The sequence below is a fragment of the Entomohabitans teleogrylli genome (assembly GCF_001484765.1).
Taxonomy (GTDB): domain Bacteria; phylum Pseudomonadota; class Gammaproteobacteria; order Enterobacterales; family Enterobacteriaceae; genus Entomohabitans; species Entomohabitans teleogrylli.
The window spans coordinates 12953-38388 of sequence record NZ_LLXO01000029.1 but is presented as its reverse complement, the minus strand read 5'-3'; the positions used below and the strand labels follow the sequence as shown (position 1 = coordinate 38388).

General features: G+C 57.6%; 25 protein-coding genes and 1 riboswitch. Of the genes, 14 read left to right on the top strand and 11 right to left on the bottom strand.

The window, feature by feature from the left end:
• Window positions 1-154 precede the first annotated feature (154 nt).
• From glnH to ybiO, 4 genes are all read left to right on the top strand, one after another.
• A complete protein-coding gene (glnH, locus tag AQ981_RS21935; protein ID WP_058913898.1) occupies window positions 155-901 on the top strand; it encodes a glutamine ABC transporter substrate-binding protein GlnH in 747 nt (248 codons plus the stop codon).
• 84 nt (window positions 902-985) lie between these two features.
• Window positions 986-1645, top strand: a complete 660-nt coding sequence (gene glnP, locus AQ981_RS21930) for a glutamine ABC transporter permease GlnP (protein WP_058913897.1) — start codon at window positions 986-988, stop codon at window positions 1643-1645.
• On the top strand, window positions 1642-2364 hold the full coding sequence (gene glnQ, locus AQ981_RS21925; protein ID WP_058913896.1) for a glutamine ABC transporter ATP-binding protein GlnQ: 723 nt from the start codon (window positions 1642-1644) through the stop codon (window positions 2362-2364). Before glnP ends, glnQ begins: the two co-directional genes overlap by 4 nt.
• A 258-nt stretch (window positions 2365-2622) precedes the next feature.
• Window positions 2623-4854, top strand: coding sequence for a mechanosensitive channel protein (ybiO, locus tag AQ981_RS21920; protein ID WP_071608983.1), 2232 nt, complete (start codon window positions 2623-2625; stop codon window positions 4852-4854).
• Here ybiO and rlmF read toward each other — a convergent pair.
• Window positions 4847-5788 carry a 23S rRNA (adenine(1618)-N(6))-methyltransferase RlmF gene (gene rlmF, locus AQ981_RS21915; protein ID WP_058913895.1) on the bottom strand — a complete coding sequence of 314 codons (942 nt, stop codon included), beginning with the start codon at window positions 5786-5788 and terminating at the stop codon, window positions 4847-4849. The genes ybiO and rlmF overlap by 8 nt on opposite strands.
• Window positions 5789-5891: 103 nt before the next feature.
• Between rlmF and AQ981_RS21910 the strand changes: the two genes are divergently transcribed.
• Both AQ981_RS21910 and bhsA read left to right on the top strand, forming a co-directional pair.
• Window positions 5892-6521, top strand: coding sequence for a flavin reductase family protein (locus AQ981_RS21910; protein ID WP_058913894.1), 630 nt, complete (start codon window positions 5892-5894; stop codon window positions 6519-6521).
• A 484-nt stretch (window positions 6522-7005) separates the two neighbouring features.
• Entirely contained in the window at window positions 7006-7266 is a 261-nt protein-coding gene (gene bhsA, locus AQ981_RS21905; protein ID WP_058913893.1) for a multiple stress resistance protein BhsA, read from the top strand.
• Window positions 7267-7481: 215 nt separating this feature from the next.
• Here the strand turns inward: bhsA and ybiB are convergent, their stop codons facing one another.
• From ybiB to rhlE, 3 genes are all read right to left on the bottom strand, one after another.
• The gene (gene ybiB, locus AQ981_RS21900; RefSeq protein WP_058913892.1) at window positions 7482-8450 is read right to left on the bottom strand and encodes a DNA-binding protein YbiB; all 969 of its coding nucleotides are present in this window, start codon (window positions 8448-8450) and stop codon (window positions 7482-7484) included.
• Between the two features lie 29 nt (window positions 8451-8479).
• Window positions 8480-10624: an ATP-dependent DNA helicase DinG gene (dinG, locus tag AQ981_RS21895; RefSeq protein ID WP_058913891.1), complete on the bottom strand. Its 2145-nt coding sequence runs from the start codon at window positions 10622-10624 to the stop codon at window positions 8480-8482.
• 266 nt (window positions 10625-10890) lie between these two features.
• Window positions 10891-12246 carry an ATP-dependent RNA helicase RhlE gene (rhlE, locus tag AQ981_RS21890; RefSeq protein WP_058913890.1) on the bottom strand — a complete coding sequence of 452 codons (1356 nt, stop codon included), beginning with the start codon at window positions 12244-12246 and terminating at the stop codon, window positions 10891-10893.
• Window positions 12247-12494: 248 nt separating this feature from the next.
• Here rhlE and cecR point away from each other — a divergent pair, with 248 nt between their 5' ends.
• Genes cecR through AQ981_RS21865 form a run of 5 tightly spaced genes read left to right on the top strand, consistent with a single transcriptional unit; the run spans window position 12495 to window position 18163 of the window.
• Window positions 12495-13190, top strand: coding sequence for a transcriptional regulator CecR (cecR, locus tag AQ981_RS21885; RefSeq protein WP_058913889.1), 696 nt, complete (start codon window positions 12495-12497; stop codon window positions 13188-13190).
• Window positions 13180-14184, top strand: coding sequence for a secretion protein HlyD (hlyD, locus tag AQ981_RS21880; RefSeq protein ID WP_058913888.1), 1005 nt, complete (start codon window positions 13180-13182; stop codon window positions 14182-14184). Before cecR ends, hlyD begins: the two co-directional genes overlap by 11 nt.
• Complete coding sequence (locus tag AQ981_RS21875; RefSeq protein WP_058913887.1) at window positions 14171-15916, top strand: ATP-binding cassette domain-containing protein; 1746 nt, start codon at window positions 14171-14173, stop codon at window positions 15914-15916. Before hlyD ends, AQ981_RS21875 begins: the two co-directional genes overlap by 14 nt.
• The gene (locus tag AQ981_RS21870; RefSeq protein WP_058913886.1) at window positions 15906-17045 is read left to right on the top strand and encodes an ABC transporter permease; all 1140 of its coding nucleotides are present in this window, start codon (window positions 15906-15908) and stop codon (window positions 17043-17045) included. The genes AQ981_RS21875 and AQ981_RS21870 overlap by 11 nt, the downstream gene beginning before the upstream one ends.
• Window positions 17046-17056: 11 nt before the next feature.
• Window positions 17057-18163, top strand: coding sequence for an ABC transporter permease (locus tag AQ981_RS21865; RefSeq protein ID WP_058913885.1), 1107 nt, complete (start codon window positions 17057-17059; stop codon window positions 18161-18163).
• Here the strand turns inward: AQ981_RS21865 and AQ981_RS21860 are convergent.
• Window positions 18125-18541: a YbhQ family protein gene (locus AQ981_RS21860; RefSeq protein WP_058913884.1), complete on the bottom strand. Its 417-nt coding sequence runs from the start codon at window positions 18539-18541 to the stop codon at window positions 18125-18127. The two genes, AQ981_RS21865 and AQ981_RS21860, sit on opposite strands and share 39 nt — an antisense overlap.
• A gap of 130 nt (window positions 18542-18671) precedes the next feature.
• On the opposite strand from AQ981_RS21860, the gene AQ981_RS21855 reads away from it, so the two are divergent.
• Genes AQ981_RS21855 through AQ981_RS21845 form a run of 3 tightly spaced genes read left to right on the top strand, consistent with a single transcriptional unit; the run spans window position 18672 to window position 21705 of the window.
• The gene (locus tag AQ981_RS21855) at window positions 18672-19433 is read left to right on the top strand and encodes an endonuclease/exonuclease/phosphatase family protein (protein ID WP_058913931.1); all 762 of its coding nucleotides are present in this window, start codon (window positions 18672-18674) and stop codon (window positions 19431-19433) included.
• Window positions 19430-20671, top strand: coding sequence for a cardiolipin synthase ClsB (clsB, locus tag AQ981_RS21850; protein ID WP_058913883.1), 1242 nt, complete (start codon window positions 19430-19432; stop codon window positions 20669-20671). Before AQ981_RS21855 ends, clsB begins: the two co-directional genes overlap by 4 nt.
• A complete protein-coding gene (locus tag AQ981_RS21845) occupies window positions 20668-21705 on the top strand; it encodes a lysylphosphatidylglycerol synthase transmembrane domain-containing protein (protein WP_420809784.1) in 1038 nt (345 codons plus the stop codon). The genes clsB and AQ981_RS21845 overlap by 4 nt, the downstream gene beginning before the upstream one ends.
• Here AQ981_RS21845 and AQ981_RS21840 read toward each other — a convergent pair.
• From AQ981_RS21840 to moaA, 6 genes are all read right to left on the bottom strand, one after another.
• Window positions 21637-22344, bottom strand: a complete 708-nt coding sequence (locus AQ981_RS21840) for a Bax inhibitor-1/YccA family protein (protein ID WP_058913881.1) — start codon at window positions 22342-22344, stop codon at window positions 21637-21639. The genes AQ981_RS21845 and AQ981_RS21840 overlap by 69 nt on opposite strands.
• A gap of 64 nt (window positions 22345-22408) precedes the next feature.
• The gene (gene moaE, locus AQ981_RS21835) at window positions 22409-22864 is read right to left on the bottom strand and encodes a molybdopterin synthase catalytic subunit MoaE (RefSeq protein WP_058913880.1); all 456 of its coding nucleotides are present in this window, start codon (window positions 22862-22864) and stop codon (window positions 22409-22411) included.
• A gap of 2 nt (window positions 22865-22866) precedes the next feature.
• A complete protein-coding gene (gene moaD, locus AQ981_RS21830) occupies window positions 22867-23112 on the bottom strand; it encodes a molybdopterin synthase sulfur carrier subunit (protein ID WP_058913879.1) in 246 nt (81 codons plus the stop codon).
• On the bottom strand, window positions 23105-23590 hold the full coding sequence (moaC, locus tag AQ981_RS21825; RefSeq protein ID WP_058913878.1) for a cyclic pyranopterin monophosphate synthase MoaC: 486 nt from the start codon (window positions 23588-23590) through the stop codon (window positions 23105-23107). The genes moaD and moaC overlap by 8 nt, the downstream gene beginning before the upstream one ends.
• Before the next feature lie 3 nt (window positions 23591-23593).
• The gene (gene moaB, locus AQ981_RS21820; RefSeq protein WP_058913877.1) at window positions 23594-24103 is read right to left on the bottom strand and encodes a molybdenum cofactor biosynthesis protein B; all 510 of its coding nucleotides are present in this window, start codon (window positions 24101-24103) and stop codon (window positions 23594-23596) included.
• Window positions 24104-24129: 26 nt separating this feature from the next.
• Window positions 24130-25119 carry a GTP 3',8-cyclase MoaA gene (gene moaA / locus AQ981_RS21815; RefSeq protein ID WP_121500711.1) on the bottom strand — a complete coding sequence of 330 codons (990 nt, stop codon included), beginning with the start codon at window positions 25117-25119 and terminating at the stop codon, window positions 24130-24132.
• Window positions 25107-25242, bottom strand: a riboswitch (molybdenum cofactor riboswitch). (Overlaps the previous gene by 13 nt.)
• Window positions 25243-25436: the final 194 nt, after the last annotated feature.

Here is a 25436-nt window from a genome sequence, read left to right as displayed (position 1 = left end):
ATAATGGTGCAACAGACGTGCGCTGCACTATCGACCGTGCAAAGTATCTGAAACACACCTAAAGAAATCAGTGTGTTGTAAAACTGGCATGATTTTTTCATGTCGGCAGATGATTACGCAGGGGATCGCCCCGTGGATATTAAAAGGAAAAGCTATGAAGTCGATTTTCAAAGTTTCACTGGCTGCACTGACCCTGGCATTTGCGGTTTCGTCCCAGGCGGCGGATAAGAAACTGGTCGTGGCGACCGATACCGCCTTCGTGCCCTTCGAGTTTAAGCAAGGCGATAAATATGTGGGATTCGATGTCGATCTGTGGGACGCCATCGCCAAAGAGCTGAAGCTGGATTACACCCTGAAACCGATGGATTTCAGCGGCATCATCCCGGCGCTACAGACTAAAAACATCGATCTGGCGCTGGCCGGCATCACCATCACTGAAGAGCGTAAAAAAGCCATTGATTTCTCTGACGGCTACTACAAAAGCGGTCTGCTGGTGATGGTTAAAGCCAACAACGACGCTATCAAGAGCGTTGACGATCTGAACGGTAAGATTCTGGCGGTGAAAAGCGGCACCGGTTCGGTGGATTACGCGAAAGCGCACATCAAAACCAAAGACCTGCGCCAGTTCCCGAATATCGACAATGCCTATATGGAACTCGGTACCAACCGCGCCGACGCGGTACTTCACGACACGCCCAATATCCTCTACTTTATCAAGACAGCCGGCAACGGTCAGTTCAAAGCGGTAGGCGAGTCTCTGGAAGCCCAGCAGTATGGCGTCGCGTTCCCGAAAGGCAGCGATGAGCTGCGTGAAAAAGTGAACGGCGCCCTGAAAACGCTGCGCGAAAACGGTACTTACAACGAAATCTATAAAAAATGGTTCGGCACTGAACCGAAATAATCCTTTCTGGTTGTTTTAACCAGAAACCTCAGGGGCGGCATTTCGCCCCTGCTATTTTTGAACCACGGTTTACAGGAAATCATCATGCAGTTTGACTGGAGCGCCATCTGGCCCGCCATCCCCCTGTTACTTGAAGGCGCCAAAATGACTCTGTGGATTTCGGTCCTCGGTCTGCTTGGCGGTCTGATTATCGGCCTGGTGGCCGGCTTTGCCCGCACCTACGGCGGCTGGATTGCCAACCATGTCGCGCTGGTATTTATCGAAGTGATTCGCGGCACGCCGATTGTCGTACAGGTGATGTTCATCTACTTCGCCTTGCCGATGGCATTCAACGATCTGCGCATCGACCCGTTCAGCGCGGCGGTGGTCACTATCATGATTAACTCCGGCGCCTACATTGCGGAAATCACTCGCGGCGCGGTGTTATCGATTCACAAAGGTTTTCGCGAAGCGGGGCTGGCGCTGGGGCTGTCGCGCCGGGAAACGATTCGCTATGTGATTATGCCGCTGGCGCTGCGCCGTATGCTGCCGCCGCTGGGCAACCAGTGGATTATCAGCATTAAAGATACCTCGCTGTTTATTGTTATCGGCGTGGCGGAACTGACCCGCCAGGGTCAGGAAATCATCGCCGGCAACTTCCGCGCTCTGGAGATCTGGAGCGCCGTGGCGGTTATCTACCTGATAATCACCCTGGTGTTGAGCTTTATTCTGCGTCGTCTTGAAAGAAGGATGAAAATCCTGTGATTGAATTTAAAAACGTATCCAAGCACTTTGGCCAGACCCAGGTGCTGCACAATATCGATTTGCATATCCGCCAGGGTGAAGTGGTGGTGATTATCGGTCCTTCCGGTTCGGGGAAATCGACCCTGCTGCGCTGCATTAACAAGCTGGAAGAGATAACCTCCGGCGATCTGGTTGTCGATGGTCTGAAGGTTAACGACCCGAAGGTTGACGAACGGTTGATTCGCCAGGAAGCGGGAATGGTATTCCAGCAATTCTATCTGTTCCCCCACCTGACCGCGCTGGAAAACGTGATGTTCGGCCCGCAGCGGGTGCGCGGGGCGAAGAAAGAAGAGGCGGAGAAACTGGCGAAATCGCTGCTCGCCAAAGTAGGCCTTGCCGAGCGCGGCCACCACTACCCGTCCGAACTTTCCGGCGGCCAGCAGCAGCGGGTGGCGATTGCCCGGGCGCTGGCGGTAAAACCGAAAATGATGCTGTTCGACGAGCCGACCTCAGCCCTCGACCCGGAACTGCGCCATGAAGTCCTGAAAGTGATGCAGGATCTGGCGGAAGAAGGCATGACAATGGTGATCGTCACTCACGAAATCGGTTTTGCCGAAAAAGTGGCTTCACGGTTGATCTTCATCGACAAAGGGCGAATTGCCGAAGATGGCTGTCCGCAGCAGTTGATCGAAAATCCGCCCAGCCAGCGCCTGCAGGAGTTCCTGCAGCACGTTTCCTGAATCTCCACAGCCCCTTACGAGGGGCCTGGACTGTTGGCCGTGCGCCTTTGCGGTGATCCGCCAAAAATCAATAAATTGATTTTCCTGATTTTTTTCTGCTGATACCTACGGGTTCAGTAATCAAATAAGGTGTATCATCTCTCCCAGCCCCTTGCCAGGGGCTTTTCTTTAATAGTCTCAGACCTTTCCCGCTTTTCCGGCCCCTGACGACAACCATCTATACTTATCTCCGGGTATCTGAATCAACCGGAGGAAACCGTGCCGTGGATCGTCCTGCTGTTTTGCAGTCTGTTTAGCCTGTCGTTACCGATCTACGCCGCCGATGCGGCAAGCGCCAGCGGCCAGCCGGCCAGCGCCGCGCAACCGTCGCCCACTCTGGAGGAGAAAAAAGCCGCCTGGGGCGCGCTGGCCGATGTGCTGGATAATGAGCAATCGCGTAACGAGCTGATTGGGCAATTGCGCAAAGCCGCCGCGACGCCGCCCCCGGAACAGCGCCTGACCCTCACCCCGCCGCAGCCGGAAGACGAAGAGAAAACGGTGCTGGAAAACGTCAGCGATGTGAGCCGCCAGTACGGCGGCGCCCTGGCGCAGCGTTTTGCCCAGTTACACCGCAATATCACCAGCGCGCCGCACAAGGCCTTTAATGAAAAGACCTTTTTCAACGCGCTGAGCCACTTCGCGATGCTGGCGGTTGCGGTATTCGCCTGTTATCTGGCGCTGCGGGCCGCTGCCGGCCCGCTATACAAACGGATGGGGGAATGGGGGCGGCGCAAGAACCGCGATCGTTCCAGTTGGCTACATTTGCCGGCAATGATTGTCGGCGCTTTTATCATTGATATCTTGCTGTTGGCGCTGACGCTGTTTATCGGCCAGATCCTCAGCGACTCGCTTAACGCCGGTAGCCGCACTATTGCCCGCCAGCAGGGGCTGTTCCTGAATGCCTTCGCGCTGATTGAATTCTTTAAAGCTATCCTGCGCCTGATTTTCTGCCCCCGTTACCCGTCGCTGCGCCCTTTTAACATCTCCGATACCCGCGCCCGCTACTGGAACCGGCGACTCAATGGGCTGAGCAGCCTCACCGGCTACGGCCTGCTGGTCGCCGTACCGATTATCTCTAATCAGGTGAATGTCCAGGTCGGCGCCCTGAGTAATGTGCTGATCATGTCCTGCATCACCGTCTGGGCGCTATACCTGATTTTTCATAATAAGCGCGAAATCCAGCATAACCTGATCCAGCTCGCCGAACGGTCAATGGCGTTTTTCAGCCTGTTTATCCGCGCGTTTGCGCTGATCTGGCACTGGGTCGCCAGCCTCTATTTCATTGTTCTGTTTTTCCTGTCGCTGTTCGATCCCGGCAACAGTCTGAAGTTTATGATGGGCGCCTCTCTGCACAGCCTGGCGATCGTCGGCATTGCCGCGTTTATCTCCGGACTGCTGTCGCGCTGGATAGATAAAAAAATCACCCTTTCAGCGCAGGTGCAGCATAACTACCCGGAACTACAGAAGCGGCTGAACGGCTGGATTTCCGCCGGCCTGAAGCTGGCGCGTATTCTGACGGTGTGCGTCGCCGTCATGCTGCTGCTCAACGCCTGGCATTTGTTCGACTTCTGGCAATGGCTGACCAATGATACCGGCAAAAAAACGATCGATATTATTATCCGCATTGTTCTGATTCTGCTGTTCTCCGCCGTCGGCTGGACGCTACTCGCCAGCCTGATCGAAAACCGTCTGTCCTCCGATATTCACGGCCGACCGCTGCCCAGCGCCCGCACCCGTACGCTGCTGACCCTGTTTCGCAACGCGCTGGCGGTGGTTATCAGCACCATTACCGTGATGATCCTGTTATCGGAAATCGGCGTAAATATCGCCCCGCTGCTGGCCGGGGCGGGGGCGCTGGGTCTGGCGGTGTCGTTCGGCTCCCAGACCCTGGTGAAGGATATTATTACCGGGGTGTTTATCCAGTTCGAAAATGGCATGAATACCGGCGACCTGGTGACTATCGGCCCGATTACCGGCACCGTGGAGCGGATGTCGATTCGCTCAGTCGGGGTGCGCCAGGATACCGGCGCTTACCACATTATCCCCTGGTCATCGATCACCACGTTCGCCAACTTTGTGCGCGGTATCGGCTCGTTTGTCGCCAATTATGATGTTGACCGCGGCGAGGATGTTGAAAGAGCCAATCAGGCGCTGAAAGAGGCGGTCGACGCCCTGATGCGGCAAGAAGAGACCCGGATGCTGGTCATTGGCGAGCCCGCTTTCTCAGGGCTGGTAGGACTGACCAATACTGCCTTTACGTTACGGGTATCGTTCACTACCCAGCCCCTGAAACAGTGGGCGGTACGCTTCGCCCTCGACGCGATGGTGAAGAAATATTTCGATCTGGCGGGGATACGCGCGCCGGTACAAACGGTGCAGGTTATCGACAGCGGCGGCGGTCACGCCGCCAGCACCGTCGCTACCCTGCCCTCCAGCGATCCAACTATTTAGCGTTGCGCGACGCGGCCTGGTGCTGGCGCCGGGCTGCATTCATAAACGTCCAGCCAATGATACGGCTCTGCTTCTGCCCCTGGGACATATCCATACGCACCACCTTTTCCACCCCAGCCTGCTGGAGGGCGCGATAGATAACCGGCAGGTTTTCCCCCCGTGAAACCAGGGTAGTAAACCACTGAACCTGGCGGGCAAACTGGCGGCTTTCATCGATCATGCGCGTAATGAATGCCACTTCTCCGCCCTCGCACCACAACTCCTGCTGCTGGCCGCCAAAGTTGAGCGGCGCAGCGCGCTCCTGACCCAGGTTGCGCCGTTTGCGTTCGCTGTGGCTACGCGCGGCGGCGGCGGAATCATGAAACGGCGGGTTGCACAGCGTGGCATCGTAATGCTCGGTGGCGTGAATAATACCGCTGAAGATAGCCTGCGGATCCTTCTGGCGACGCAGACGAATCGCCTTCCCCAGTCCGTTAGCCTCCACAATCTGGCCGGCATTTTTTAGCGCCAGGTCATTAATGTCGCTACCGGTAAAACGCCAGCCGTATTCGCTGTGGCCGATCAGCGGGTAAATGCAGTTCGCCCCCACGCCGACATCCAGGATGTTTGCCTGGCGGGGGATCTGCCCGCCATGACTTTCCGCCAGTAGATCCGCCAGATAGTGGAGATAATCCGCCCGTCCCGGCACCGGCGGACACAGGAAGTCCTGCGGTAGCATCCAGTGCTTCACCCCATAATGATGGGCGAGCAGCGCCTGATTGAGCGCCCTGACCGCCTGCGGATCGGCAAAATCGATGGTCTGGTCGCCGGCGGGAGAAGCGCGCAAATAGCTCTCCAGCGCCGGGCTGGCAGAGCAAAGCGCCTTAAAATCATAACGCTGCTGATGACGGTTTCTCGGGTGCAGACCGGACTTGCGGGGCGTGGCTGTTTTCATCGTCTTTCTCCTGTCAGGGCGCGTAAGATACCCTCTGCAGATAGCGTGGTAAATATTTCCTGCTAAATTAATCGCTGAATACCGACATCATCACAGGCGCTCTATGACAGAAAAACGTTATTACTATGAACCGGTACTGGGCCACGGCCTGCCGCACGACCCGCTGAATGCAATTGTCGGCCCGCGCCCTATCGGCTGGATATCGTCGCTGGACACACACGGGAGGCGCAATCTGGCGCCCTACAGTTTTTTTAACTGCTTCAACTACCGGCCGCCGATTATTGGTTTTGCCAGCAGCGGCTGGAAAGACAGCGTCCGGAACATTGTCGCCACCCGGGAGTTTGTCTGGAATCTCACCACCCGCGCGCTGGCTGAACGCATGAATGAAACCTCCGCCAGTCTGGCCCACGGCGAAGATGAATTTGTCCGCGCCGGACTGACGCCGCTACCAGGCCGCCAGGTTCGCGCCTGCCGGGTACTGGAAAGCCCGGTTAACTTTGAGTGTCGACTGACCCAGTGTATTCAGCTTGAGGCCGCCGACGGCACGCCGATCGAAAGCTGGTTAGTGCTGGGGGAAGTTGTCGGCGTACATATCGATGAAACGCTGCTGGAAGATGGTATTTACCAGACCGCGCGGGCGCAGCCGGTGCTGCGCGCTGGCGGCCCTTCCGCCTATTACACTATTGACGAAGCCCAGCGCTTTGACTTAGTGCGGCCAGATGCGCGTCGCTGATACTGAGTGCCGCCAGGATAGCGTTTATAACCGCGCTAGCCTGGCGGATGAACGAATAACCACCGTTTTCCCACCCTCGCCGCAACATTACATCTCCCGCTGGCGCGCGCCGGCCCGGGGCATTGACAATACTCTGGCCCGCGCCGTCATGGACTCCGGCCAGCACCGGCGAAGGCAGCACAACCACTCTGCCGTCAGGCAGCTTCGGATACTCAACCACCTGCAATCGCTTGCCTCAGGGAAGCCGGTTTATGATGAAAAGTGTGGCATAACGTGCCATTTACCCACTATGACGAAACTATCACTCACGAAATCATCAGCGCGATTTATATTTACCATATAAATCATACCATTAAAGAACGTTCAAATTTTTAGAACAAGGCCATCAATTCTCTTCAGTTTAATTATCCACTCGAAAGCGTGATACTTATCACATCAACGGTGCAGACCGCTATTTTACAGAATAACCTGCGAGAATTTAGCCATGAAAACCATTAAATATGCTGTTGCCGCTATTGTGCTTTCCACTCTGTCATTTGGTGCTTTCGCAGCACAGGAAGTAACCGCGACTAACCCGCAACACGGCGAAAAAATCGGTGTTGTGTCCGCTTCCGGCGCTTACACACTGAGCGAACTGGAAAGCGAACTGGCCAGCAAAGCCGACGCTGCCGGCGCTAAATCATTCAAAATCACTTCTGCATCTGGCTATAACATGCTGAGTGGTACCGCGGTGATTTATAACTGATCGCCGTGAAGATTTAATCTCTGATCATTGTTGTGTACTTTCCGTTGTAAATGCCTGTTTAACCCTGAAATATCCCTTTTGCCCGCGGCCACTCACGCGGGCTTTTTTTGGTGCATCGCGGATTAGCGTGAACCAATAGAAAACGGCGGTAAAAAAGCAGCGTTCCCCCGGTAAAGCGCGATGAACCTTTTTTTGCCCGCGCGATGATCGGCATCTCAAAACGCAGCATCCACTTTTTGCCGGGCCGCAGACATCTCCTGCGCTTCGCCGGTCGCCACCAGACAGCAGGCCAGCTGATTCTTAATCGATTCCGGCACTGGCTCCACCCCGGCGACACAGCGCTCCGTCCAGCGAGCGGTAATTTCCGCGTTTTTATCCGCCGGTAGCGCTATCTCTTCCACTACCACGCTGTTCTGACGCTCATACAGCACCGTAGTACCCTGAGCGTCGATCAGACTTATCTGCGGGCAGCGCTGCGGATTGGCGTAGACCTCTCCTTCAGTACCGTGCATCAGCAGAGCGCGCCCGCCGATATCGGTGAAAAATTTGCCGACTTTGGGCACATATTCCGGGTGGGAAACGCTGGACAAGCGCAGCGCCGCATTCTCGGCAAACGGAGTCATCAGCTTAGCCAGCGTATGCGCGCTGTTGCGCACCCCCATGCGCCAGCGCAGAGCCAATTGTTTTTCCAGCGGCGCACACAGCGCGCCAACCGGGATCCATACCGGATGATGCGCCTCCAGTTGCGCCTGCGCCTGTCCGGCGTGCAGCGCCGGCGCTATGCCCAGCAGTTCAAAAACGCTGGCGGAGATCACCCGGGTAGGGTCCTCGCTGACGCCGTGAACCACCACCGGAAATCCCAGTTTGCTGAGCAACAGCGCCAGCAGCGGCGTCAGGTTAGCCTGGCGGCGGGCGCCATTATAGGTGGGGATGACTACCGGCATCGGCCTGCCGACCGGCGGGGTAAGCTGTAAGCTGTGCTGGCGCACCGCTTCATAGAACCCTCTCAGCTCAGCTTCCCCCTCGCCTTTGATACGCAGCGCAATCAGTACGCCGCCCAGTTCAAGCTCCGGCACATCGCCGCTCAGCATATGATGATACAGGCCGCGCGCGGTGTCGAAATCCAGATCCCGGGCATGATTTTTACCCCGACCAATTTCTTTGATAATACTGCGGTAATCCATGATCACTCCTTGTTGCGTGATGCTCACCATCAACGCCGTTTACGGCGGCGCGGCGAAGGCGTTTTTTTCATTTTTACCTCCGGTATTTCCGGCTGGATCACCGGAAATACCGGCAGGGCCTCCAGCAGTCGCCGGCCATAGCTTTTCGTCAGCAAACGACGATCGTAGATAACAATCTCCCCCCAGCAGCCGTGGCTGCGAATCAATCTCCCTACCTGCTGGATCAGATTGAACGACGCGCTGGGCAGGCTTTGCACTTCAAACGGGTAACGATTCAGGCTTTTCAACCATTCGCCCTCCGTGACCACCACCGGGCTGTCCACTGGCGGGAAGGCGATTTTATGAATATGTACCTGGCTGAGTAATTCCCCTTTTAAATCTAGTCCTTCGGCAAAAGATTGCAGGCCCACCAGCACACTGGTTCCCCCTTTCTCTACCCGCTGGCGATGTAACTCCACCAGCCGGTAGCGCGGCTGATCGCCCTGCACCAGCAGCGCCAGGCGCAGATCGGTCACATAGCCGAGGAAACACTGCATAGCGCGTTGGCTGGCGAACAATATCAGCATCCCTTTATGCTCGCCCTTCGCCAGTTCGCTACGGAAAAAGGCCGCCATTTCCGCCAGGTGTTCGGTCTCATGCTCGATCCGCGGTTCATAGCGCATTTGCGGAATCAGTAACCTGCCCTGATCGACATGGTGGAACGGTGAATCCAGGGTAACAAAGCGATCCCCGGCTTTCTCGCGCAGGCCGGTCAGCTCCTGGAGTCTGTCGAAGCGATTCAGGGAGCGCAGCGTGGCGGAGGTGACGACAACGTGGGGAACCGTGCGCCAGAGCAGCTTTTCCAGTTGATCGCTGACCCGAATCCCGACGCAGTGCATCCACAGGTGCGGCTGGCCATCGCGCAGCTCGCGGGTAACCCATTTGGAAACCGGCGCGCCGGAAGCCTGGGCCAGCGACGCCAGCTTCCACAGTTTGCTCTGGGCCTCAAACTGGCCGAGCGCCCGGTTCATTGACAGCAGCGCCCGATGGAGGCGCACAATATCCTGCTGAGCGGTCTTCTCGCTCAAATCATTAAGCAGCGCTTCGCTTAAACCACGCAGCGATTCGGTCAGTTTGGCCAACCGTTGTACCTGAACAAGAAGTTCTTCGGGCAACTCGCCCATCGGAAAGCGGTACTCGCCTTCCCCGTCGCCGGGAATAAACAGATTCACGATGCCGGTGAATACGGCATACAGCTCCAGCGTCTCTTCGCAGTGGGCGTCGAGCCGCTCCGCAATAGCCAGCGGCGGCAGGGTTTTCGGGCGGAACTGTTCGCGGCAGGTCGCCACCAGTTTAATAAACAGATCGAGCTGCAGGCGCATCCAGCTGAGGGTGATTTCGGCGCTCATTTCCAGCGCATCGCGGGCGACATCAGGCAGATGGTGGCCCTCATCCAGCACCAGCAACAGGTTCTTCGGCTCCGGCAGCACCGATTCGTTTTCCATCGCCGCCATCACCAGCGCATGGTTCGCCACCACCACTTCCGCTTCATTGATTTCGCGCCGCGCCACAAAGAATGGACACTCTCGATACCAGAAGCAGTTACGCCCGAGGCAGCTGGCTTTGTCGGTACTGAGCCGCGACCAGAGACGATCGTCAATGGCTTTGTCCGTATGGTCGCGCAACCCGTCCCAGCGATAGCTGTCCAGATCGGCCTTCAGACTGGCGCAGAACTGCTGCTCCGCCCCACTGGAGGGCGTGAGTTCATCTTCCAGCAGCGCCAGCAAATCCCCCTGGGCGGCGTTGTCCGTCGCCAGCGCCGACAGATTTCGCGGGCATACATAGCGCCCACGGCCAAATGCCGCAGTAAATTTCAGTTCCGGAATGATTTTACGCAGCAGCGGCAGATCTTTACTGTAGATTTGGTCCTGCAAAGCGACGTTAGCAGTGCTGACCACCAGCGTTTTTTGTTCATCCCGGGCAAGTGCGATACCGGGTATCAGATAGGAGAGGGTTTTCCCCACGCCGGTCGGTGCTTCAATGGCCAGATGGCGCCCCTCATCACCGGCCAGGGTTTTCGCCACTTCAGCAATCATCTGCCGCTGCGGCGCGCGCGGGATAAAATCAGGGATCTGCTGCTGTAATGCCTTATACCAGGCAGCAATTTGCGCTTTTTGCGCCGCGGACAATGCCATGAAGAGACCACATATACTGTACAGATAACCACTATTGTCCCACGTTTCCCGATGTGGCTGTACCTTTTTCTGATCATCCCGGCTACTGCCGCGAGCGAGGACACAACGTACGGCAATTCGACAAGTCAATTCAGGTTAATATGCGACAGCGCTCGCAGCGTGGATTTTTCCGCTGAGGAGTAAAAGGAAGGGTAAAGAACGAAAGAAACGGGCGCTACAGCGCCCGTAAATATTCAACACATTTGAGCTCACACCAAAGGAGCCAATTAGCGCGGTGACTGGGCCGGTTTACGTGGCGGACGGCGACGACGCGCCCTGTCGCCTGACGGCGCCCCGGCATTGGCTGACGCGCGGTTTTCCCCGGAACGCGGCGCAGACTGACGGCGCTCTCCCTGACCCTGTCCCTGAGGCGTGCTGCGTCCGCGACCACTGCCGCTGCCGCGCTGCTGGCGACCATTCTGAATCGGCTCTGCTTTAATCGACGGATCCGGCTCATAGCCGGGAACCGCGATACGCGGAATTTCCCGCTTCAACAAACGTTCAATATCGCGCAGCAGCTTGTGCTCATCGACACAGACCAGCGACAGCGCCTGGCCGGTCGCCGCCGCACGTCCGGTACGCCCGATGCGGTGAACATAATCTTCCGGCACATTGGGCAGTTCGTAGTTCACCACATAGGGTAACTCTTCGATATCAAGGCCGCGGGCGGCGATATCGGTCGCCACCAGCACGCGGATAGCGCCAGCTTTGAAATCCGCCAGCGCCCGGGTGCGTGCCCCCTGGCTTTTATTACCGTGGATCGCCGCCGCGGTGATACCGTCTTTATTCAGTTGTTCCGCCAGGTGATTGGCGCCGTGCTTGGTGCGGGTAAATACCAGCACCTGTTGCCAGTTATCTTTGCCGATCAGATAAGAGAGCAGTTCGCGCTTGCGCTTTTTATCCACGAAATGCACATGCTGGGTCACCTGTTCAGACGGCGCATTACGTCGCGCCACTTCCACTTCCTGCGGGTTATGCAGCAATTTTTCCGCCAGCGCTTTAATCTCGTCAGAGAAGGTAGCCGAAAACAGCAGATTCTGGCGGCGCGCCGGTAATTTCGCCAGCACCCGACGGATATCATGAATGAAGCCCATATCCAGCATCCGGTCCGCTTCATCAAGCACCAGAATCTCTACGTGATCGAGCTTCACGGCATTCTGATGTTCCAGATCCAGCAGACGCCCCGGCGTCGCCACCAGCACATCCACGCCGCCGCGCAGTTTCATCATTTGCGGGTTAATACTGACGCCGCCGAACACCACCAGCGAGCGAATATTCAGATACTTGCTGTAATCACGCACGTTTTCCCCGACCTGGGCCGCCAGTTCGCGGGTGGGGGTAAGGATCAGAGCGCGCACCGGGCGACGCCCCTTGAGGTGCGGCGCATCCTGCGACAGTCGCTGCAATAGCGGCAGCGTAAAACCGGCGGTCTTACCGGTACCGGTCTGGGCGCTGGCCATCAGATCGCGCCCGGCGAGCACCACAGGAATAGCCTGACGCTGAACCGGCGTCGGCTCGCGATATCCCTGCTCCGCTACCGCGCGCAGAATATCGTCACTTAACCCAAGAGAATCAAAAGACATAACAACTCCAGACCCGCCCTGACCGCCAGTGTGCGGTGTAGTTTCCAGGGGGATATCGACGGCCGTCAGAAAGGCCGTAATGCGGGGCACAAACCACGGTGCCGTGAAGCCACGGAGTGTAGCAGCTTTTGCGGGTAGCGCCTAATATTGTGTTTCTGGTCACACTTCTGACGGTATGACCTTGCTGGACAGATTGTATTTTTCCATCTAGAGTTAATCAATCGATTGATTAATTTTTCAGAGGCGCGATGAACAGCGGTTCAACCCCCACTACCTCCCGCGGCGAACAGGCGAAAAACCAACTGATTCGCGCTGCGCTGGCGCAATTTGGCGAATACGGACTCCATGCCACCACCCGCGATATCGCCGCCGAAGCCGGCCAGAATATTGCCGCCATCACCTACTATTTTGGCTCTAAAGAGGAGCTGTATATGGCCTGCGCCGACTGGATCGGCGACTTTATCGACGGCAATCTGAAGCCGCACCTTGAGGGCGCCGTGGCGCTGCTCGCCGCTGCACAACCCGATAAAGCGGCGATCCGCGAACGCATTCTCGCCGCCTGTTGCGATATGATCCACCTGTTGACCGCCGATGAAACCCTGAACCTGAGCAAATTTATCTCCCGGGAGCAGCTCTCTCCGACCTCAGCCTACCAGCAGTTACATCAGCGGGTGATCGCCCCGATGCACAGCCACCTGACATCGCTGGTCGCCTGCTATACCGGGCGCGACGCGCAGGATACCGAAACCATTCTGCACACCCACGCCATGATGGGTGAAATCCTCACTTTCCGTCTGCTGCGGGAAACCCTGTTGCTGCGCACCGGCTGGAGCCAGTTTGATGAATCCAGCACCCGGCAGATCTGCGCGGTGGTAACCCAACATATTGATTTCGTCCTGCAGGGGCTTTGCATACACAGAGGTGGCGCAAGCGATGAAAAGTAAAAAATGGCCGATCGTGGTGATTATTGCGCTGCTGGCGCTGGTCGCTGTCGGCGGAGGGTTATGGTATGAAAATGGTCGTGATAAAGCGTTAACTCTGTACGGTAATGTCGATATCCGTACTGTCGATATGAGCTTCCGGGTCGGCGGCAGGCTGGCCGCGCTCCAGGTGGATGAAGGGGATCGCATCCGCAAGGGGGATATCCTCGGCGAGCTCGATAAAGCGCCTTACGAAAACGCGCTGCGCCAGGCGCAGGCGAATGTCGCCGCCGCTCGCGCTAAATATTCGCTGATCGCCGCCGGTTACCGGGATGAAGAGATAGCCCAGGCGACCGCCGCCGTAAATCAGGCCCGGGCGGCTTATGACTATGCGCGAAACTTTTACCAGCGCCAGCAGGGACTGTGGTCCAGCCGGACTATTTCAGCCAACGATCTGGAAAATGCCCGCTCCTCCCGGGACCAGGCGCAAGCTAACCTGAAAGCGGCGGAAGATAAACTCAGTCAGTATCGTGCCGGTAACCGGCCGCAGGAAATCGCTCAGGCTCAGGCCAGTCTGCAACAAGCCGAGGCTCAACTGGCCCAGTCGCAGCTCGACCTTTCCGACGCCACGCTGGCGGCGCCCGCCGATGGCACTCTGATGACCCGCGCCGTGGAGCCGGGCAGTATGCTGAACGCCGGCAGTACGGTACTGACCCTGTCGCTGACCCGCCCGGTATGGGTGCGGGCGTACGTCGATGAAGTAAACCTCAGCGCCGCTCAGCCGGGCCGCGAACTACTGATATACACCGATGGCCGGCCCGACAGGCCATATCACGGTAAAATCGGCTTTGTCTCGCCAACCGCCGAGTTTACCCCGAAAACCGTCGAAACCCCGGACCTGCGCACCGACCTGGTCTACCGCCTGCGCATTATCGTCACCGATCCCGACGACGCCCTGCGCCAGGGGATGCCGGTCACCATCACTTTCGCCAGCGGAGCCGGGCATGACCAGCAGTGAACAGGCGATTCACCTGCGCGGGCTGGTGAAAAGCTTTCCTGATATGGCGAAACCGGCGGTGGCCAGTCTTGACGCTGATATCCGCGCCGGCGCGGTTACCGGCCTGGTGGGGCCGGACGGCGCCGGCAAGACCACCCTGATGCGTATGCTGGCCGGATTGATAAAGCCTACCAGCGGCGAGCTGCAGGTCGCCGGGCTCGATCCAGTGCGCGAGGATCGGGTGCTACATGCGATCCTTGGCTATATGCCGCAAAAATTCGGGCTGTACGAAGATCTCACGGTTCAGGAAAACCTCAATCTTTATGCTGACCTGCGCAGCGTCACTGGCGAGCAGCGTCGCCAGACCTTTGCCCGGCTGCTGGAGTTTACCGCCCTCGGCCCGTTTACCGGGCGGCTGGCCGGCAAACTTTCCGGCGGCATGAAGCAAAAGCTGGGCCTCGCCTGTACGCTGGTCGGCCAGCCGAAGGTGCTACTACTCGACGAACCCGGCGTCGGCGTGGATCCGATTTCGCGTCGCGAGTTGTGGCAGATGGTGCATGAACTGGCGGGCGAAGGGATGCTGATCCTGTGGAGCACCTCGTATCTCGACGAAGCCGAACAGTGCCGCGATGTGCTGCTGATGAACGAAGGCGAACTGCTCTACCACGGCGCCCCCACCGATCTGACCCGGCAGATGGCCGGCCGTAGCTGGCTGATGACCAGCGCGCAGGAAAATAACCGCCAGCTGTTACAACGGGTGCTGAAACTGCCCCAGATCAGCGACGGGATGATTCAGGGCAAGTCGGTGCGTATCATCGCCAGCCGGGATGCCAGCCATGACGATTTAGCCCAAGCGACATCGCTGCCCGCAGAGAGTATCGTCGCCACGGCGCCGCGCTTCGAGGACGCGTTTATCGATCTGCTGGGCGGCGCCGGCACTGCGGAATCGCCGCTGGGCGAGATCCTGCATCATGTGGCAGGCAATAGCGAAGAAACGGTGATTGAAGCCCGTGAACTGACGAAAAAATTCGGTGACTTCGCCGCCACCGACCGCGTTAACTTTGCGGTGAAACGCGGGGAGATCTTTGGTCTGCTCGGCCCCAACGGCGCCGGCAAATCCACTACCTTTAAAATGATGTGCGGCCTGCTGGTGCCGACTTCCGGCCAGGCGCTGGTGCTGGGGATGGACCTCAAAGTCAGCTCAGGCAAAGCGCGCCAGCATCTCGGCTATATGGCCCAGAAATTTTCGCTGTACGGTAACCTCACCGTGGCGCAGAACCTGCGCTTCTTCTCCGGGGTCTACGGACTGCGCGGCAAAGCGCAGGATGAGAAGATAGCCAGGATGAGTGAGGCGTTCAGTCTGCAGCCCATTTTCAACCACGCTACCGATTCCCTGCCGCTGGGTTTTAAACAACGGCTGGCGCTGGCCTGCTCGCTGATGCACGAGCCGGATATTCTGTTTCTCGACGAACCGACCTCCGGTGTGGATCCCCTGACCCGCCGCGAATTCTGGCTCCACATCAATAGTATGGTCGAGAGAGGGGTTACGGTGATGGTCACCACCCATTTTATGGATGAGGCGGAATACTGCGACCGTATTGGACTGGTGTACCACGGTCAGCTTATCGCCAGCGGTACGCCGGACGACCTGAAACAGATGGCGGCGGACGCACAACACCCTGACCCGACCATGGAACAGGCGTTCATCTCGCTGATCCACGCATGGGATAAGGAGCACGCGCATGAGTCATGACGCTACGCGCTTTTCCTGGCGCCGGGTACGGGCGCTGTGCGTTAAAGAGACGCGCCAGATTGTCCGCGACCCCAGCAGTTGGCTGATTGCGGTAGTCATTCCGCTGTTGCTGCTGTTTATCTTTGGCTACGGAATTAACCTCGACTCCAGCCGCCTGCGGGTCGGGGTGCTACTGGAGCAACAGAGCAGCGAGGCGCTGGATTTCGCGCACGCCGTCAGCGCTTCGCCGTTTATGGCGCCGACGATCAGCGATAACCGCCAGCAACTGGTGCAACTGATGCAGGCCGGAAAAATTCGCGGCATCCTGGTGGTGCCGGTGGATTTCGCAGACCGTATGGCGACCCCCGGAGATCGCGCGCCGATTCAGGTGATCACCGACGGCAGTGAGCCGAATACCGCCAATTTCGTTCAGGGATACGCTCAGGGGGTCTGGCAGGTGTGGCAGGCCCAGCGGGCGCAGGATCGTGGGGAAAGCTTCGAACCGCTGATTGACATACAAACCCGCTACTGGTTCAACCCGGCGGCCATCAGCCAGCATTTTATTATTCCCGGGGCGATCACCATCATCATGACGGTGATTGGTGCGATTCTCACCTCGCTGGTAGTGGCCAGAGAGTGGGAGCGCGGCACCATGGAAGCGCTGCTGTCCACCGAAGTCACCCGCGCCGAACTGTTGCTGTGTAAGCTGATCCCTTACTACTTCCTCGGTATGCTGGCGATGCTGCTGTGTATGGTGGTGTCGGTATTTATCCTCGGCGTGCCTTACCGCGGCTCGCTGGCGATTTTATTTCTGATAACCAGCCTGTTTCTGCTCAGCACCCTCGGCATGGGGCTGCTGATCTCCACCATTACCCGCAATCAGTTTAATGCCGCCCAGGTGGCCCTGAACGCCGCCTTTTTGCCGTCAATCATGCTGTCCGGCTTTATCTTCCAGATCGACAGTATGCCGGCGGCCATTCGCATCGTGACCTATATTATTCCGGCGCGTTATTTCGTCAGCACCCTACAAAGCCTGTTCCTCGCCGGGAATATCGCCAGCGTCCTGGTGGTCAACGTACTGTTTTTGATCGCCTCGGCTCTCCTGTTTATTGGACTGACGGCGTTGAAAACCAAACGCCGCCTTGACTGAGGACGCCCGCCATGTTGCATCGTCTGTGGACCCTGATTCGCAAAGAGCTGCAGTCCCTGCTGCGGGAACCGCAAACCCGCGCGATTTTGATTCTGCCGGTAGTGATTCAGGTGGTGCTGTTTCCGTTCGCCGCCACCCTGGAAGTGACTAACGCCACCATCGCCATCTATAACGAAGACAACGGTAAGCATTCCGTGGAGCTGACCCAGCGCTTTGCCCGGGCGCAGGCCTTTACCCATATTCTGCTGCTGAACAGTCCTCAACAGATTCAGCCCACCCTTGATGCCCAGAAGGCGCTGCTGCTGGTGCGCTTTCCGGCCAATTTTTCCCGGGATCTGGCGCAGTTTCACCCTACGTCGCTACAGTTGATTCTCGACGGGCGCAACTCCAACAGCGCCCAGATTGCCGCCCGCTATCTACAACAAATCGTCAATGACTACCAGCAGGAGCTGCTGGCCGGGAAACCCAAACCGAATAACAGCGAGCTGGTGATCCGCAACTGGTACAACCCCAACCTCGACTACAAATGGTTCGTGGTGCCGTCGCTGATTGCCATGATCACCACGATTGGCGTGATGATTGTTACCTCGCTATCCGTGGCCCGGGAACGGGAGCAGGGAACCCTCGATCAACTGCTGGTCTCCCCGCTGGCCACCTGGCAGATTTTTGTTGGCAAGGCGGTACCGGCGCTGATTGTCGCTACCTTTCAGGCATCGATCGTGCTGGGGGTCGGTATCTGGGGTTATGACATTCCCTTCTCCGGCTCGCTAGCGCTGTTCTACTTCACCATGTTGATTTACGGGCTGTCGCTGGTGGGGTTCGGCCTGCTGATCTCGTCGCTGTGCTCCACGCAACAGCAGGCCTTTATCGGGGTATTTGTCTTTATGATGCCGGCGATTCTGCTGTCCGGATATGTCTCCCCGGTGGAGAATATGCCGGTCTGGTTACAAAACCTGACCTGGGTAAACCCGATCCGCCACTTTACGGATATCACCAAGCAGATCTATTTGAAGGATGCGAGTCTGACGATTGTCTGGCAAAGCCTGTGGCCGCTGTTGTTTATCGCGGCCACGACCGGCTCAGCGGCGTATGCCATGTTTCGACGCAAAATTGCCTGATCTGGCGCGACGGTCTTTCGCCAGCAGAGAGACCAGCGCCGGACCGGCCAGCAGCCCCAGCCCCGCCAGAGCCAGCAGGAACGGATTGTGCACAAAACGGGAGATCAACCATAACGCAATCATCGCAGTACCGAAGTACCAGGTGGTGGTTAATTCTTCCAGAAAATCACCGATATCGCGCATCCTTTGTTCCTGATGGCGCTGAAACAGCAGCATCAGCACGACGGTGACGGCGTAAAGTACGCATAAACCAAGCCCGACCCGCACCAGCGTGCCGGTCTGCCAGCCCACGACCAGAATAGCCACCACCAGCAAATGCAGCATAATCTGCCAACAGCTGAGGCCGGTTGCCACCCGGATACGTTGTTGCCACTTCATGGTTTTTCTCCTGAAGCATTTTTACCTGTATTACAGACTACCGATATTTCAGGATAATTCCGTAACCCACCCTCTTTCTGTGACAGAGACTACACTTTATTTTCATGTTTATGTCAAAAAAGAGGGCGATATGGCGCAAACGGCGGCCGTCCGAGCCCTGAAATTGCTCACCATTAATACACATAAAGGGTTCACGACCTTCAACCGACGCTTTATTTTGCCGGAGTTGCGCAATGCGGTTCGCCAGGTCGGGGCCGACATTGTCTGCCTGCAGGAGGTGATGGGCGCACACCAGGTGCATGCGTTGCGCATCAGCGGCTGGCCGCAGACATCGCACTATGAGTACCTGGCCGATACGGTGTGGCGCAGTTATGTCTACGGCCGCAACGCCGTCTATCCGGAAGGCCATCACGGTAACGCCGTACTGTCCCGCTACCCGATACGCCAGTTTAAAAATATCGATGTGTCGATTAACGGTCACGAACAGCGCGGACTGCTGTGGTGCCAGATCCCGCTGCCGGAGACCGACAAATGTCTGCACGTGGTCTGTGTGCATCTCGGTCTGCAGGAGAAACATCGCCAGCGTCAGCTCCACCAGTTGGCGCATCTGATCAATCACCTGCCGCAGCGGGATCCGGTGGTAGTGGCCGGGGATTTCAATGACTGGCGCGGCCGCGCCAACCACGTTCTGCGCGACGCCTGTGGTCTGGATGAAGTGTTTACCCGGGCGCGCGGGCGACCGGCGCGCACCTTCCCGGCGGCATTCCCCCTGCTGCGCCTGGACCGGATTTATATCAAAAACGCCAGCGCCAGCACTCCGTCAGTGATCCCGCTGCGCCGCTGGCGCCATCTTTCCGATCATGCCCCTTTAGCCGTGGAGATATTACTGTGAAGACCAGCTGGCGCGATGGAAATCAGATTCAGCTTCTTGAAAATGGCGATGGCTATTACCCGGCGCTGTTTGACGCCATTGACCGGGCCGCCAGCAAGATATTGCTGGAAACCTTTATCTGGTTCGAAGATAACGTCGGCCTGCAGTTACATGAAAGGTTGCTCAGCGCTGCTCAACGCGGCGTCAGCGTGGAAGTGTTACTGGATGGCTACGGCTCGCCGGACCTCAGCGATGATTTTGTCCATTCCCTGACCAGCGCCGGCGTGCTGTTTCGTTACTACGATCCCCGTCCGCGGCTGCTGGGCATGCGCACCAACCTGTTCCGGCGTATGCACCGCAAAATTGTCGTGGTGGATGGCGAAATCGCCTTTGTCGGCGGAATTAACTACTCCGCCGAGCATATGACCGATTACGGCCCGGAGGCGAAACAGGATTATGCTATTCGCATCACCGGACCGGTGGTGCAGGATATCTACCAGTTCGTACTGTCGAACATTCCTGAATATACCCGCCGCCACCACTGGTGGCAGCGCCGGCGTCATCAGGCCCAGGACGCGCCTGGTACCGGCGATGCTCAGGCGCTGTTTGTCTGGCGCGATAACGATGAACACCGCGATGATATTGAGCGTTACTATCTGAGAATGCTCACCCAGGCGCGCCGCGAAGTGATTATCGCCAATGCTTACTTTTTCCCCGGATACCGCTTCCTGCACGCTATGCGTAGCGCGGCGCGCCGGGGCGTGAAGGTAAAGCTGATAGTCCAGGGGGAACCGGACATTCCGCTGGTGAAATTCGGCGCCCGGTTGCTGTACAACTATCTTAGTCGCGGCGGCGTCGAGCTTTACGAGTATCAGCGCCGCCCGCTGCACGCCAAAGTCGCGGTAATGGATGACGACTGGGCTACAGTAGGCTCCAGTAATCTCGATCCCCTGAGCCTGTCCCTGAATCTGGAAGCCAACCTGATCATTTACGACAGGCAGTTCAATCAAACATTATCGACCAATCTTAATACCCTGATTGCCGAAGACTGCCGGCAGGTGGATAAATCGATGCTGCCGCGCCGCACCTGGTGGAACCTGGCTATCAGCGTGGTAGCCTTCCACTTTCTGCGTCACTTCCCGGCCATCGCCGGCTGGCTGCCGGCCCATACCCCGCACCTGGCGCTGGTGGAGCCGCCGGTCCAGCCGGAAATGGAGACCGGCGATCGTCATGAAGAGCACCCGGAGGTGAAATCCTGATGTCGTCACGCTCCCGCTGGCGCCGCCTGCGCAAAATCCTCAGCGGCCTGTTTTTACTGGCCGTTGCCGTACTGCTGGTGGTTTACGCCCAAAAAATCGACTGGCCGGAGGTATGGAAAGTAATGCGCGACGGCGATCCGTACCGCCTGCTCGCCGCGGCCGGCCTGGTGGTGGTCAGCTATCTGATTTACGGTGGCTATGAGCTGCTGGCCCGCCAGTGGTGCCATCACAGACTGGCGGCCGGTCGGGTGATGCTAATCGCCTTTGTCTGTTACGCCTTTAATCTGACCCTGAGCACCTGGGTTGGCGGTATCGGCATGCGCTACCGGCTCTATTCGCGCCCTGGTCTGCGCGGCGCTACCATCGCCCATATTTTTACCATGAGCATCGCCACCAACTGGCTGGGGTATATCCTGCTGGGAGGCGCGCTGTTCACCTCCGGTCTGCTGCGTCTGCCGGCCCACTGGTATATTGGTCCCGGCACTCTGCGGCTGTTCGGCGTTATCCTGCTGGCCATTGTGGCGCTGTATCTGTGGGCCTGCGCCCGTGCCAAAAAACGCCATATTCGCATCCGCGGCAACACCTTTTCCCTGCCCTCCTGGCGTTTTGCGCTGGCGCAACTGGCGCTGTCGAGCGTTAACTGGATGGCGATGGCGGCGACAGTCTGGCTGCTGATGGGCAGTAATATCGATTATGTGCTGGTGTTGGGGATTTTGCTGGTCAGCAGTATTGCCGGGGTCATTGTCCATATTCCGGCAGGGATCGGAGTAACTGAGGCGGTCTTTGTCGCGCTGCTGGCTGGCGAACCGGTAAGCCGCAACGCGATTATCGCCGCGCTGCTGGTGTGGCGGGTACTGTATTTCTTTATTCCATTGCTACTGGCGACCTTCGCCTGGCTGGGGCTGGAAAGCCAGGCGAAGCGATTGCAGGCCTCCTCCCCCGGCAGCGGGGAGGAAAAACCGTCGTCAGCGGCGGTTGCCAAAAATGCGCAGCAGCATCAGGAACAGGTTGATAAAGTCCAGATACAGGGTTAGCGCGCCAAGAATGGAGTACTTACGCAGATTATCGCGATCGTTGACATCAATCTGCTCGCCAATGTTTTTCAGTTTCTGGGTGTCATAGGCGGTGAGGCCGACAAACACCAGCACGCCAATATAGGTCACCGCCCACATCAGCGCCGTGCTCTTCAGCCACAGGTTAACCAGCGACGCCAGAATCAGGCCAATCAGGGCCATGAACAGCATCGATCCCAGCCCGCTGAGATCGCGCTTCGTAGTGTAACCGTACAGACTCATGGCGCCGAACATACCGCCGGTCACCACAAAAGTACTGGCAATCGAAGAGTACGTGTAGACCACGAAGATACTGGCGAAGGTCAAGCCGGTCAGCGCCGAATAGAGCATAAACAGCGAAGTGGCGACCCCGGCGCTCAGCTTATGCACCATGCCGGAAATCACAAATACCAGCGCCAGCTGGGCGATAATCAACCCGAAGAAGGTAATTTTGCTGGAAAACACAAACATCATCACCGCCGGCGTATTGGCCGCAAACCACGCAATAAACGCCGTCAACAACAGTCCGCAAGTCATCCAGCCATAGACCTGAGCCATATACGTTTGCAGGCCGCTGGCCTGCTGCACTATCGTGCCATTAGATCGTGGAAATCGATCCATGATGCTTCCTCATAAATGATAGATATCGGGCGCCTGACGGCCCACCTCTTCATTCTGGCACATTTTACCAACGCTGCGCAGCCTGCTTGTCGCTGTCGCGCGCTTCCACCCAGCGGTCGCCCTGCTCTGTCGCTTCCCGTTTCCAGAATGGCGCCCGGGTTTTGAGATAATCCATAATGAACTGGGCCGCCTCAAAGGCGGAACTCCGGTGAGCGCCGGTCACGCCGACAAATACAATCTCATCACCCGGCCACAGTTCGCCTATGCGGTGAATCACCGATACGCGCTGCAAAGGCCAGCGCTGACGCGCGTCATCGACGATCTCCGCCAGCGCTTTTTCCGTCATACCCGGGTAATGCTCCAGCGTCAGGGCGCTGACGCTGTCGCCGAGATTATGGTTGCGCACTTTGCCAGTGAAGGTCACAACGGCGCCGTCTTCATCGCACTGCGCCAGCCACTGATACTCATCACCGACGCTAAAAGTCTCGTGTCCGACGCGAATGCGGGTCTCTGTTTCCATGATTAACCTCCGGTCACCGGCGGGAAGAACGCCACTTCATCGCCGGCGCTCAGCGGATGATCGAAAGCCACCAGCGTCTGATTCACCGCCGCCAGCAGTTTCCCCGGTTCCAGCGCCAGCGCCCAGCGATCGCCGCGCTGCTCCAGCAACTGGCGCAGCGCCTCAACATCGGCCACCGGCTGTTCTATCTGTAACTCATCGCAGCCCACCAGTTCGCGTACCTGCGCAAAAAACAGTACCTTAATCATCGTCGTTCACCCTGAAGTCACCGGATTTGCCGCCGCTTTTCGCCAGTAGCCGCACCGGGCCGATAACCATATCCTTCTGCACGGCTTTACACATATCGTAAATCGTCAGCGCCGCCACCGAAGCCGCGGTCAACGCCTCCATCTCCACGCCGGTTTTCCCGGTCAGGCGGCACACAGATTCAATCCGCACCCGACTCTGCTCCACCTCGGCCTCCAGCAGTACCTCGACTTTGCTGAGCAGCAGCGGATGGCACAGCGGAATCAGTTCCCAGGTGCGTTTGGCCGCCTGGATACCGGCAATACGCGCGGTGGCGAATACGTCGCCTTTGTGGTGACTCCCCTGCACAATCATCGCCAGGGTTTCCGGCTGCATGGTAACAAAGGCTTCGGCGCGGGCTTCGCGGACAGTCTCCGCCTTGGCGGAAACGTCCACCATATGCGCTTCGCCTGCGGCGTTAATATGGGTCAACTGCGACATAACTTATTTCTTCAGATGGGGATGAAAATTACACGGATGAGTGCGCGCATCGAGCTGCGGCGCAATGATATTTTCCCAGGCGGTACGGCAGGCTTTCGTCGAACCGGGCATTGCGAAAATCAGAGTACGATTGGCGATACCGGCCAGCGCCCGGGACTGCAGCGTGGACGTGCCGATCTCCTCGAAAGAGAGCATGCGGAATACCTCACCGAACCCTTCGATTTCCCGATCGAACAGCGGCAGCAGCGCTTCCGGCGCCTGATCGCTGTCGGTCATGCCGGTCCCGCCGTTAATCAGCACCACCTGCACGTCATCGCTGGCGATCCACGCCGACACCCGGGCGCGAATGGCATAGCGATCCTCTTTCACTATGGCTTTCTCTATCACCTGATGCCCTGCCTCCTGAGCGGCATCGCGCAGGAAGTGGCCGGAAGTGTCGTCCTCTTCGCCACGGCGACTGGAAATGGTAAGAATGGCGATTCGCGCCGGAATAAATTCTGCACTCACCTTCATAGTCTTCTCCTTGTTACCGACGCGCGTTAGCCGCCGATATAAGACAGATTTTGTGTGATACCGGTATTTCCCTGATGCAGGAAGTGGGTCTGCTTTTTGTGCGCCAGCGCAGAGGCGATTCGCGCCTGCAGCGCTTCTTGTTGAGAGTCCCCGGCCAGCAAATCGCGCAGGGAGACGCCGCCATCGCCGAACAGACACAGATGCAGATTGCCCACCGAAGAGACGCGCAGCCGGTTACAGCTGGCGCAAAAATCTTTCTCGTAAGGCATGATAAGCCCAATCTGCCCGGCATAATCGGGGTGACAGAAAACCTGGGCCGGGCCGTCGCTGCGGCTGCGGATTTGGTGGATCCAGCCCCGGGCCAGCAGTTGCTCGCGAATCGAATCGCCGGAAATATGGTGGCGGCGGAACAGGTCGCTTCCTTCGCCGGTTTCCATCAATTCAATGAAACGCAACTGGATGGGCCGCGGTTTGATCCACGCGAGGAAAGTATCAAGCTGATGGTGGTTAACATCGCGCATCAGCACGGTGTTGACCTTGACCTTGTCAAAGCCGGCCTCGAAGGCGGCGTCAATGCCCTCCATCACCTGGCGGAACTTATCCTGACCGGTGATAGCGTGGAACTGACGCGGATCGAGGCTGTCGACGCTGACGTTAATCGCCGTTAACCCGGCATCGCGCCACTGCTGTACATCGCGGGCCAGCCGGTAACCGTTGGTGGTGACCGCAATCTGGCGAATGGCAGCATTTTCGCGTATCCCGGCGATAATGTCGGTAAAATCACGGCGCAGGGAGGGCTCGCCGCCCGTCAGGCGCACTTTTTCGGTCCCCAGAGTGGCAAATGCCCGGGTGACGCGACGGATCTCGTCGACGCTGAGGAAGCTTTTACTGGTGACGCCATTAGGCTTGTAGCCGTCAGGCAGGCAGTAGGTGCAACGGAAGTTGCATACGTCGGTAACAGAGAGGCGCAGGTAATAAAACTTGCGCGCATAAGCATCAGTAAGTTGTGAGACCATGTACACCTTTCCATAATCGGGAGATGCAGTTATTTCTTCCTGCACCCTGGCGGACCTGAGGACCGCGGCCAGGGCACCTTATCTTGCGACTTAGGCACCGTGGCTTGAGTGTTGTCTGCGCATTTTACGCAAACCTGGTTGACCAAATAGTAACGTGTTCAGTCGGTTTACGCCATTAACTCTTTCGTTGTATAAAGCTATATATAGCGTCATAATCGTGGATTTTAGTACAGACTACGTATAAATAGCGTTTTTGCTTTGATATACATCATAATCTTCCGGGAGAAGATCGTCTTTTTCCCCGGTTTGCGTTAACG